Source organism: Rhodanobacter koreensis (assembly GCF_054782855.1).
Window position 1 is genome coordinate 1,333,390 of the sequence record NZ_BAAGRR010000001.1, and the last position, 10,826, is coordinate 1,344,215.

Annotated in this window: 10 protein-coding genes; 6 read left to right on the top strand and 4 right to left on the bottom strand. The window is 64.1% G+C overall.

The genetic code is table 11. The annotated features are described in order from the left end of the window. Positions 1-23 precede the first annotated feature (23 nt). The gene (locus ACYVKM_RS05600; protein ID WP_460876443.1) at positions 24-2,363 is read left to right on the top strand and encodes a phosphomannomutase/phosphoglucomutase; all 2,340 of its coding nucleotides are present in this window, start codon (positions 24-26) and stop codon (positions 2,361-2,363) included. Between the two features lie 43 nt (positions 2,364-2,406). Here the strand turns inward: ACYVKM_RS05600 and ACYVKM_RS05605 are convergent, their stop codons facing one another. Then, the gene (locus ACYVKM_RS05605) at positions 2,407-2,997 is read right to left on the bottom strand and encodes a DUF4124 domain-containing protein (RefSeq protein WP_460876444.1); all 591 of its coding nucleotides are present in this window, start codon (positions 2,995-2,997) and stop codon (positions 2,407-2,409) included. 171 nt (positions 2,998-3,168) lie between these two features. After that, positions 3,169-3,816, bottom strand: coding sequence for an orotate phosphoribosyltransferase (gene pyrE / locus ACYVKM_RS05610; RefSeq protein ID WP_460876547.1), 648 nt, complete (start codon positions 3,814-3,816; stop codon positions 3,169-3,171). Between the two features lie 199 nt (positions 3,817-4,015). On the opposite strand from pyrE, the gene ACYVKM_RS05615 reads away from it, so the two are divergent. The 3 genes from ACYVKM_RS05615 to ACYVKM_RS05625 all read left to right on the top strand — a co-directional run bounded on the left by ACYVKM_RS05615 (position 4,016) and on the right by ACYVKM_RS05625 (position 6,560). Then, entirely contained in the window at positions 4,016-4,786 is a 771-nt protein-coding gene (locus ACYVKM_RS05615) for an exodeoxyribonuclease III (RefSeq protein ID WP_460876446.1), read from the top strand. 7 nt (positions 4,787-4,793) lie between these two features. Continuing rightward, positions 4,794-6,092 (top strand): AmpG family muropeptide MFS transporter, encoded by a 1,299-nt coding sequence (locus ACYVKM_RS05620; protein WP_460876448.1) that lies wholly within the window; start codon positions 4,794-4,796, stop codon positions 6,090-6,092. Positions 6,093-6,257: 165 nt separating this feature from the next. Then, a complete protein-coding gene (locus tag ACYVKM_RS05625; protein WP_460876450.1) occupies positions 6,258-6,560 on the top strand; it encodes a hypothetical protein in 303 nt (100 codons plus the stop codon). Here the strand turns inward: ACYVKM_RS05625 and ACYVKM_RS05630 are convergent. Both ACYVKM_RS05630 and ACYVKM_RS05635 read right to left on the bottom strand, forming a co-directional pair. Beyond that, positions 6,506-7,660: an anhydro-N-acetylmuramic acid kinase gene (locus tag ACYVKM_RS05630; RefSeq protein WP_460876451.1), complete on the bottom strand. Its 1,155-nt coding sequence runs from the start codon at positions 7,658-7,660 to the stop codon at positions 6,506-6,508. The two genes, ACYVKM_RS05625 and ACYVKM_RS05630, sit on opposite strands and share 55 nt — an antisense overlap. Positions 7,661-7,673: 13 nt before the next feature. Next, complete coding sequence (locus ACYVKM_RS05635) at positions 7,674-9,116, bottom strand: OapA family protein (protein WP_460876453.1); 1,443 nt, start codon at positions 9,114-9,116, stop codon at positions 7,674-7,676. Between the two features lie 186 nt (positions 9,117-9,302). Here ACYVKM_RS05635 and tyrS point away from each other — a divergent pair, with 186 nt between their 5' ends. Together tyrS and ACYVKM_RS05645 are read left to right on the top strand one after the other, a co-directional pair. After that, positions 9,303-10,514 (top strand): tyrosine--tRNA ligase, encoded by a 1,212-nt coding sequence (gene tyrS / locus ACYVKM_RS05640; protein ID WP_460876455.1) that lies wholly within the window; start codon positions 9,303-9,305, stop codon positions 10,512-10,514. 62 nt (positions 10,515-10,576) lie between these two features. Then, the coding region (locus tag ACYVKM_RS05645; protein ID WP_460876457.1) for a hypothetical protein at positions 10,577-10,826 on the top strand (250 nt) is incomplete at its 3' end.

Below are 10,826 nucleotides of genomic sequence, written 5' to 3' on the forward strand. Positions count from 1 at the left end.
GGGCACAACCTGCGGGGCGGGACATGGCGATAGACATCGCAAGGGAACGGCTGCGACAGCTGCAGATCGACTGGCGCAACCTGCTGCCGCTGGTCGGTGGCACGGTGCTGCTGCTGCTGGGACTGTTCTGCGCCTGGCAGACTTGGCTGATTGCCGATGAAGGCAATGCGATCGCACAGGTGCATGCCGCCCAGGATCAGGCGGTGCATGCTTTGGCCGACGAGATCGCCGCGCAGCGCGGCAAGATCGAGAAAGTGCTGGCGATGACCGACCCGGCCACCCTGATGAGCGACCCGGCGCAGTCCGCGGCGGCCCTGCGCCAGCAGCTGCCGCAGGTGAAGAAGCTCGAGTTGTACAGCGGTGATCTGGACGAGGTGCTGAAAGCGAATTACCGCAGTTTCGGCTATGCCAAGGCGGCCCAGTTGATGGCCGCGCAGAGTGCCGACGGCGTGCCGTTGGCGCAGACGGTCTCCTACGGCAATGGCGATCGTCGGTTGAGCCTGGTGATTCCACTGGGGCCACCGCAACAGGCGCGAGCCTGGGCCTGGGTCGAGTTGCCGTTCGAACCCTTGCAGCAACGCTTCGAGTCGATCTCGCCGGCCGGCGGCCGACTGGATTTGCGCCAGGGCAGCGATCGCGGTGATCTGAGTCTGCTTTCCCATGGTTCCGGAGCAGCCGAGCCGGAGGCAACAGGCAAGCCGGTGGCCGGCAGTGTGTTCAGCGTGGGCGCAGGCTTGCCGGGCGCCTTCATCGTGCTGCCGCATTCATGGTTGCTGAGTGGACTGTTGACCTTGCTGGGGCTGGGTGGCGGCGGCTTTCTATGGTGGCTGCGCCTGCGTTGGCGGGTGCCGGTGGCCATTGCCGATGAAGACATAGTGTCGGCGCCGCCGCCGCAGATCGGGGGCACACCGATCAAGCCGGTGGCGTCTCCGGCGCCAGCTCCGGCCGCCCCGCCGCCGGCTCCACCGATCGCTCCGGTGGTTGCGGTGGATCCGAGCATTTTCCGTGCATATGACGTGCGCGGCGTGGTCGGCAAGACCCTGAGCAAGGAGGTCGCACATGCGCTCGGTCAGTCGATCGGCACCCTGATGGGCGAGAAGGGGCTGCACGAAATCGTGGTGGGTCGCGATGGCCGCCTGTCCGGGCCGGAACTGGCCGGCGCGCTGGCCGATGGCCTGCGCGCGGCCGGCATCGACGTGATCGATGTGGGTGCGGTGCCGACACCGGTCGTGTACTACGCGGCCTACCGCTTCAACACCGGTTGTGGAGTGGCGGTCACCGGCAGCCACAATCCGCCGGACTACAACGGTTTCAAGATCGTGGTCGGTGGCGAGACCTTGTCCGAGGGCGCGATCCAGGATCTTTACCAGCGTATCGCCAGCGGCGCGCTGGAAAGCGGTGGTCAGGGTGCCCTGCGCCAGGTCGACGTGGCGCCAGACTATATCGAGAAGATCGTCTCTGACGTACTTGCCGAGCGCCGCCTGAAGATCGTGGTCGACTGCGGCAACGGCATTCCCGGCGCGATCGCGCCGCAGGTGCTGGAAGGTGTCGGTTGCGAGGTGATTCCGTTGTACTGCGATGTCGACGGCAGCTTTCCGAACCATCACCCGGATCCGTCCGATCCGGATAACCTGGAGGACCTGATCCTTGCAGTGCGGCAGACCGGCGCCGACCTCGGCATGGCGTTCGATGGCGATGGTGATCGTCTCGGCGTGGTCACCCAGTCCGGCGAGATCATCTATCCGGATCGCCTGCTGATGCTGTTCGCACGCGACGTGCTGTCGCGCCAGCCCGGCGCCACGATCATCTATGACGTGAAGTGCACCAATCATCTGAAGGGGCAGATCCTCGACGCTGGTGGCAGCCCGCTGATGTGGCGCACGGGGCATTCTCTGATCAAGGCGAAGATGCGCGAAACCGGTGCGGAGCTGGCCGGCGAGATGAGCGGCCATTTCTTCTTCAAGGAACGCTGGTACGGTTTCGATGACGGCATCTACGCGGCCGCGCGGCTGCTGGAAATTCTCGGCAGCGACCTGCAGGGGCGCACGCCGGAGGAAATCTTTGCCACCCTGCCCAAGAGTGTCTCCACTCCCGAGTTGAAGATCGAGCTGGCCGAGGGCGAGCACTACCGCTTCATGGACAAGCTGCGCCAGCAGGCCAGTTTCGACGAAGCCACCCTGATCACCATCGACGGTGTGCGTGCGGACTGGCCCGATGGGTGGGGCCTGGTGCGCGCCTCCAATACTACGCCAGTGCTGGTGCTGCGTTTCGAGGCGGACAACCCGGTCGCGCTGAAGCGCATCCAGCAGGTCTTCCGCACGCAGCTGCTGGCGGTGGACTACAGGTTGAAGCTGCCGTTCTGACGGCTCATTCGTCGTCGTTCAAATCAAGAAGGTCAAGACACGTTTACTGCGAGGCCTTGTCCTGTGCCGCCTTCAGTTCGCGATAACGCGCAAGCTTTCCGGCCTGCTGCTGCACGGTCTGGGCGCGTACGGCCTGCTGGTGTTGCAGCGTGCTGCGCTGTCCGGTCACAACATCACGCTGTTTGGCGATGCTGTCGGTCAGGAATTTCGGTACCGGCTGCTTCGCGCGTTCGAGATCGGCGGCACGGGTGAGCAGGTCGGTCAGTGCCTTTTCCTGGCTGCGCAGATTGATCTGGGTGGTGTGGATCTGCTGGTCGATGGTGTCCAGCTCCTGCTGTTGCGAGATCCGGTACGACTCCTCGTCCGGATACGCGGCCAGCATCTGCGCCTCGGCGTTGGCGATTTCCTGGGCCGCGCGCTGCTTGGCAGCCTGCTGCTCAGCCAGCTTGTTGGCGACGGCGCGTTCCGCCGGCGTCATCTGACGCGGCACATGCTGGATGACCAGGCCCTGGTCGTTGACCACGTCGTAGCCGTACTTCATGGCGTCGGCGCTGAGACTGTCGCTGAACTGCAGCAACCCCTGTCCATCATGCCATTTGTAGTGGAAGCCGCTGGTTTTCTGCTGGGCGTGCATGGGCAGGCTCGCGAAGAGCGTTGCAGCGGCAAAGACAGTCAATAACTTTCGCATGAATTCCCCCTAGGTTCCCAGTATAGCCATCGACGCCGGACTGCCTAGCTTCATATCGGCGACGACGGCGGCCACTGTGATCGGGTTCGCCTGAAGTGTATCGGGCAGCGCATGAACTCAGCGCTGAACACCATAGCGTTCGCGGTAGGCCAGCAGCCGCGCGTGTTCGGCGGCCAGCTGTGGCTGCTCGCCGGCATATGCGAGCACATCGTCGAGGCCGGTGATCGCGATCACCGGGATGCCGTAATCGGCGGCGACTTCCTGCGCAGCGGAGCGATCGCCTTGTCCGCGTTCCTGCCGGTCCAGCGCGATCAGCACGCCGGCGGGCGTCGCGCCGTGCGCGCGGATCAAGGCCAGCGATTCGCGTACGGCGGTGCCGGCCGTCATCACGTCATCGACGATCAGTACGCGGCCCTTGAGCGGCGCCCCGACCAGCATGCCGCCCTCGCCGTGATCCTTCGCCTCCTTGCGGTTGTACGCCCACGGCAGGTCACGTTGATGCTGGTCGGCCAATGCAATCGCGGTGGCCGCAGCCAACGCGATGCCCTTGTAGGCCGGACCAAACAGCATGTCGACCGGGATTCCCGCGTTCACCACGGCGGCGGCATAGGCACGCCCGAGCTGGGCCAGCGCGGCGCCGGAATCGATCCGCCCCATATTGAAGAAATACGGGCTCTGTCGGCCGGATTTCAGGGTGAACTCGCCGAAGCGAAGCACCTCGCGCTGCAGGGTGAGTTCGATGAAGTCGCGCTGGTAGTCGTGCACGGAGTCGTCTCGCAGGGTGAAGGTCAGGATCGTGCACGCCATCGATGCGACATGCCGGAACGGTCATCATGGTACAGCTCGCTATCGTTACTGACGTCGGTCACCGACACAGGCAGCCTGGATGCGAGCGATTCATGCACGATCGCGGTGGCCGTGCGCTACGGTTGTTATGATCACCCATCAGCAATCGGGAGACGCCATGCGCATCATCAGCCTCAACGCCAACGGCATCCGCTCGGCCGCGACCAAGGGCGTGTTCGACTGGCTGCGCAAGCAGGACGCGGACATTGTCTGCCTGCAGGAAACCAAGGCGCAGGAAGATCAGCTTGCCGATCCGATGTTCCGCCCCGACGGCCATCACTGCTTCTATCGCGATGCCAGCAGCAAGAAGGGCTACAGCGGTGTGGCGATCTACGCCAGGCGCGAACCCGACCAGGTGCTGACGGAATTGGGCTGGGACGAGTTCGACAACGAGGGCCGCTACATCGAGGCGCGTTTCGGCAAGCTCAGCGTGGTGTCGCTGTACTTCCCGTCCGGCTCCTCCGGCGACGAGCGCCAGCAGTTCAAGTTCAAGGCGATGGAGTGGATCACGCCGATCTTCGACGCGTGGCTGAAGAGTGGCCGCGATTACGTGATCTGCGGCGACTGGAACATCGTGCACACGAAGAACGACATCAAGAACTGGTCGTCCAACCAGAAGAACTCCGGTTGCCTGCCGGAGGAGCGCGCGTGGCTGGACTTGCTGTTCCAGCAACGCGGTTGGGTCGACAGTTTCCGTGCGATCAAGCCCGATGCGATCGAATACACCTGGTGGTCGAACCGTGGCCAGGCGCGCGCGAACAATGTGGGTTGGCGCATCGACTACCAGGTGGTATCGCCCGCGTTGCGCGAACGGCTGAAGGCCTGCTCGATCTATCGCGACCAGCGTTTCTCCGACCACGCGCCATATACCGTCGATTATGCCGACTGATCCCGGCGTGGCGGCGACACGCAAGCCCTCGGTCTGGCGCGCGTTCTCGCAGCCCGCCGCGTGGACGATGTGCCTGCTGGGCTTTTCCTCGGGCCTGCCGTTCCTGCTGGTGGCCGGCACCCTGGCCTACTGGCTCAAGGAAAACGGCATCGTGCTGACGGACATCACGATGATTGCCAGCGCGGGCATGACCTATGCCCTCAAGTTCCTGTGGGCGCCCCTGTTGGATCATTCGCGCCTGCCGGTGTTCAGGCGGCTGGGGCAGCGCCGTGGCTGGCTACTGTTCGCCCAGCTGGGTGTCATCGCGGGCTTGCTGGCCATGGCGGTGCTGACGCCACATCAGTTCGTGCCCTTCGTGGCAGCGACGCTCGTCGTCGCTTTCATGGGGGCCACGCAGGACATCGCGATCGACGCGTACCGCATCGAAATCGCACCGCCGTCGGCACAGGGCGCGCTGGTGGCGACCTATTCGCTCGGCTATCGCATCGGCCTGCTTGCTGCCGGCGCGCTGGCGCTGATCCTGGCTGATCACATCGCGTGGTCCACGGTTTATGCGCTGATGGCCGCCCTGATGGCCGTGCCGCTCATCACGACGCTGATGATGCGCGAGCCGGAAGTGCGTCGCGCCATGCCGGCGTCGTGGCATGAGGCCATGCGCGAAAGCGTGATCGACCCGTTCGTGGACTTCTTTCGTCGTTACGGCTGGGGTATCGCCGTACTCGCGCTGCTGTTCATCCTGCTGTTCAAGATTCCCGAGCAGGCGACGATCGGCGGCGTGATGAGTCCGTTCTATCGCGACATGGGTTTTTCCAAGACGGAAATCGGCACCATCACCAAGATCTACGGGATCTGGATCGGCATTGCCGGCACCTTTGCCGGCGGTGCCGCCGTGGCGCGCTGGGGAGCGTGGCGTACCCTGGGCGTATCCATCGTGCTGTGCGGCTGCAGCAACCTGATGTACCTGCTCGTGCTGCATCACCCGGGTGATTTGCTGGTGCTGGCGACGGCCATTTCCGTCGAGAATTTCACCCTGGGCGTACTTGGGCCACCTACCGTGGCGTTCCTCTCGCTGCTGGTGAATCGCCAGCACACGGCGACACAGTACGCGTTGCTGAGTTCGCTGGTGAACCTGCCCGGCAAGATGCTCGGTTTCTTCGCCGGCGGCATCGTCACGATACTGGGCTATGGCGGCTATTTCGTGATCACCGTGCTGTCGATCCTTCCGGCCATGCTCCTGTTCGCGTGCCTGTGGCCGCGCTTTCGCGGTGAGGAGCGCATGCGTGAAGCTGATCCGGGCATGCCATGACTGGGGTTCGGCGCGTACCGGCAGTTGGTGCCGACTGTTTCGCGGGATCGACCGGCGAGATTGCCAACCAAGCCACGGAAGCGTCCGCCGGATCAGTCAGAATCCTAGCCAGCATGACGGGAGCATCCAGCTTCCTGCGGAACAAGGAGGAAGCTTGTGCCGGACATGATCTTGCAGCACGTCGACACTTTGCTGGTTGAGCGTATCCATTCGCTGGCCAGGGATCGGCAGTGCGCGGTCAACGATGTCATGTTGAATGCCTTGCGCAATGGTTTGGGCATCTCGGCGGCGCAGCAGCTCAGCGAGACGCTGCGCGAACCGCAGGCCCTGACGGAATTCGGCGATCAGTGGGAGGCCGAGGAGGCGGGCGTATTCCAGGAAGCGTTGCGTGCGCTGGCGCAGACACAGGCGACTCAGCTGGCGCCGGAGAACATCCGGGGTCGCGAGTCTGCGGCGGGGGCGGAGTAGACCGCGCCCAGTACCCGCGGACCGCGCGCGCCGGTCACCGCCGGCAGATTGCCGGGCAGGCCGAGCAGGCGCTGACGCGCCAGCCACGCGAATGCGATGGCTTCGAGAAAATCCGGATCGATGCCATGCCGAGCGGTGCTGTACAGGGTGCGTGGCGCAAGCAGCTCACCTAATCGCCGCATCAATGCGCTGTTGTGCACACCGCCACCGCAAGCCAGTACCTCATCGGCATCCGGCGCCTGTTGTTCGATCGCGGCGACGACGCTGCGTGCGGTCAGCTCCAGCAGGGTGGCCTGTACCGTAGCCGGGTTCAGCGCAGTCACCTGCGAATGCGCGGCCAACCAGCCCAGATGGAAGTGTTCGCGCCCGGTGCTCTTCGGTGGCGGCAGCGCAAAGTAGCGATCGGCCAGCAAGGCATCGAGCAAGACGGGGTCGACCTGCCCGCTCGCGGCGAACGCGCCGTCGCGATCAAACGCTTCACCGCGATGGCGCAGGCACCAGGCATCCAGCAGGCCGTTCGCAGGACCGGTATCGAAACCATGCACGTTGCCATCGGCACCGAGCACCGTGATATTGGCGATACCGCCGAGGTTGAGTACCACCCGCGCATGGCCCGGTCGGCCCAGCAGCATGGCGTGCAACGCCGGCAACAGTGGTGCGCCCTGCCCGCCGGCAGCGATGTCGGCACGGCGGAAATCCGCGACCACGTCGATGCCGCAGCGCTCGGCGATCACGGTGGGATCGCCCAGCTGCAACGTGAACGGATGTTCGCCGCCGGGTCGATGCCGGACGGTCTGGCCATGCGAGCCGATCGCCCGCACGGCCTGTGCGGAGGTGCCGCTGTGTTCGAGCAATTCTCGCGCGGCATCGGCGAAGTGGCCGCCGATTTCGACGTCCAGCCGTCCAAACGCATCCAGATCCAGAGGGGCCTCATCCTGCGTCAGCGCCAGCATGCGCTCGCGCAATGCGGTCGGCCACGGATGGGTATGTGCGGCCTGCAATTGCGGTACGCCACGACCGAAGCTGACCAGGGCGGCATCGATGCCGTCCGCGCTGGTGCCGGAAATCAGGCCGAGGTAAAGCGCCGAGGCGTCATCCACGCGCGTCGGGTACTCAGTTGTCGGTGTTGGCCGGGGCGTTTGCGCGCGCCAGCTTGATCTGGGCATCCAGCTCGGTCAGCCGGGCCAGCTGGGGTTGCACCACCTGGGCCTTGAACTTGGCCAGCTGGGCGGCAGGCAGTGGCTCGGGCTTCGGCAGGGTCACCGTCTGCGGATTGCGCTGCACGCCATTGACGCGGAATTCGTAATGCAGGTGCGGGCCGGTGGCCAGGCCGGTCATGCCCACGAAGCCGATCACCTGGCCCTGGGTGACGTGCTGGCCGACCTTCTCCGTGGCGAAGCGTGACATGTGGCCGTAGGCAGTGCTGATCGTGCTGTTGTGCTGGATGATCACGAAGTTGCCGTAGCCGTTCATCCATCCCTTGAACTTGATCACGCCGTCGCCGGCGGCATGGATCGGTGTGCCGGTGGGAGCCGCGTAGTCCACGCCCTTGTGCGCACGCATGAGGCCGAGAATCGGGTGCATGCGTGCCGCGCTGAAGGTCGAGGAGATGCGGGTGAAGTCGACCGGGATACGCAGGAACGATTTCTGGATCGGTCGGCCGTCCTCGCTGAACCAGCCATAGTCACCGTCGGCCTTCTTGAAACGGTAGGCGGTATAGCGCTGACCCTGGTTGATGAATTCGGCGGCGACAATATTACCTTCGCCGTAGCGCACGCCGTCGCGGTAGAGATCGTCATAGATCACGGTGAAGCTGTCGCCGACACGCAGGTCCTGCACGAAATCGATGTCGTACTTGAACAGGTCGGCGAGCTTGCCGACCATGGCGGCGTTCATGCCTGCCTGGTCACCCGCGGCGTACAGGCTGCTGCGGATCACGCCGTGCGCCACCTGCTCGCGCAAGTCCATGTCGCGCTGCTGGATGGAAACCGTGGGCTGTGCGCCATCGAGTCGGACGGTGGCGCGGCTGGCCTGATCCTGGTCGAAACGCAAACCCTTGAGACTGCCGTCGCTGCCGAGCAGGAAATCGAATTCCTCGCCGGGGCGGATGTTGTGCAGGGCGGACTTCGCAGTTCCGGCCGCGTCCACCACCTTCTGCAGGTCGGCCATGCCGAGGCCGCGACCGGTGAAGATGTCGGACAGGGTCTGGCCCGGCTGCACCCGCACGACCTGCCAGTCGTCCACGGTGGGTGCGGCGATGCTGGCTGGCTCGATCTCGGGTAACGCCAACGGCAGCAATGCGTGAACTTCCGGTATCGGTGCGGGGCGCATCGCACTGGCCCAGGCGGGCATGATGAAACCGGACAGCAAGGTGATCAGCAGGGCGGTGCCGGCGAGCACCAGACGTTCGCGATGCCAGTGGATCGGTTCGACTTCGGCCGAGCGGTTGAATGACCAATGCGCGCAGCGTTCGTAGAAGTGGGAATGCCGACGCTGCGCCTTGCGATTGATCGCCTGCTTGCGCGCATGTCGCGCCCCCTTTTTTTCTTCTGTCATGCCGTGCGCGCCCCGCGGTACAAAGTAACAAACTGCGCGTACCATAACGGTCATGTGTAAATGGCGTCAACGCCTTTTCCATCAAGGGTTTGCGCGATATTTCTGGTTAACGCACAATTAACGTTGATCGCACGGGCACGTTCCCGCGCTGCGATTCTGTCACTGTCACCTTTCAGAGAGAGATACATGAGCGAGCTTGAGCAGGCGCTGGCCACGATTGCGCGTGGCGCCGACGAAATCATCAAGCGGGAGGACCTGGCCGAACGCCTGAAAAGCGGTCGTCCCTTGCGGATCAAGGCGGGCTTCGACCCGACCGCGCCGGATCTGCATCTCGGCCATACCGTGCTGCTGAACAAGATGCGCCAGTTCCAGGATCTGGGGCACCAGGTGATCTTCCTGATCGGCGACTTCACCGGGATGATCGGCGATCCCACCGGCAAGAACGTCACCCGCAAGCCGCTCACCCGCGAGGATGTGCTGGCCAACGCCGAGACCTACGCCGAACAGGTGTACAAGGTGCTCGATCGCGAGAAGACCGAGCTGCGCTTCAACTCCGAATGGTTCGGCCAGATGACGGCAGCCGACATGATCAAGCTGGCGGCACAGCACACCGTGGCGCGCATGCTCGAGCGCGACGACTTCGCCAAACGCTATGCCGCGCAGCAGCCGATCGCGATCCACGAGTTCCTGTATCCGCTGGTGCAGGGCTACGACTCGGTTGCGCTCAAGTGCGACGTCGAGCTCGGCGGCACCGACCAGAAATTCAACCTGCTGATGGGGCGTGGCCTGCAGGAGCACCACGGCCAGCCGCCGCAGATCGTGCTGACCATGCCGTTGCTGGAAGGCCTGGATGGTGTCAACAAGATGTCCAAGTCGCTCGGCAACTACATCGGCATCAACGAGCCGGCGATCGACATCGTCACCAAGACGATGAAGATCGGTGACGAGCTGATGTGGCGCTGGTTCGAGCTGCTCAGTTTCGAGGTCTCGCTGGACGAGCTGGCGCAGATGAAGAAGGACATCGCCAGCGGTGCGCTCAATCCACGCGATGCCAAGCTGCGCCTCGCGCGCGAACTGACCACCCGCTTCCACGGTGCGGCGGCCGCCGAACTGGCCATCGCCGGCTGGCACGCGGTCGTGCGCGGCGAGGGCGATACCTCGCTGTTGCCGCAGGCGGACATCGTCGTGCCTGTCGAAGGGTTGCGTCTGGGCGCGCTGTTGACGGCGGCAGGCCTGACAACGAGCAATTCCGAAGCCAGTCGCAAGCTGAAGGAGCGGGCTGTGCGCATCGATGCCGAAGTCGTCGAGGACGCACAGCGCGTTTTCAGCGCCGGCTTTGAGGGTGTGCTGCAGGTAGGCAAGCGCAGCTTTGCTCGCGTGAAACTCGTGCTGGCGTGATCCAAGGTGTCGTTCGACTCCGCATGGCCGGGGTCGGAGACGTGCCTGGAAAAGAAAATTACATGCCAGCTCAGCCGTTTGCAGCACATCTGCAAAACTGGCCTCAAGAAAGGCTTGCTAAAAAAACCACAGTTCGTATTATTCGCGGCCCGCAGTCGCCCAAACGTCGCAAGACGGACCGCAGGGACCTCGAAAAAGCTTCAACGAGGGTGTTGACGGTCTTCAAAAGCGATGTAGAATGGGCGGCTCACCCAGGACGAAACGTCCCGGGCGTCACCGAGCAATCGGCGACGAGCGAGAAGATCTTTGACA

What these genes read in the sequence shown, in the direction of transcription:
- ACYVKM_RS05600 (WP_460876443.1), top strand. Translation starts at nt 24, where the DNA reads ATGGCGATAGACATCGCAAGGGAACGGCTGCGACAGCTGCAGATCGAC.
- ACYVKM_RS05605 (WP_460876444.1), bottom strand. Translation starts at nt 2,997, where the DNA reads ATGCACGCCCAGCAGAAAACCAGCGGCTTCCACTACAAATGGCATGAT.
- ACYVKM_RS05615 (WP_460876446.1), top strand. Translation starts at nt 4,016, where the DNA reads ATGCGCATCATCAGCCTCAACGCCAACGGCATCCGCTCGGCCGCGACC.
- ACYVKM_RS05625 (WP_460876450.1), top strand. Translation starts at nt 6,258, where the DNA reads ATGATCTTGCAGCACGTCGACACTTTGCTGGTTGAGCGTATCCATTCG.
- ACYVKM_RS05635 (WP_460876453.1), bottom strand. Translation starts at nt 9,116, where the DNA reads ATGACAGAAGAAAAAAAGGGGGCGCGACATGCGCGCAAGCAGGCGATC.
- tyrS (WP_460876455.1), top strand. Translation starts at nt 9,303, where the DNA reads ATGAGCGAGCTTGAGCAGGCGCTGGCCACGATTGCGCGTGGCGCCGAC.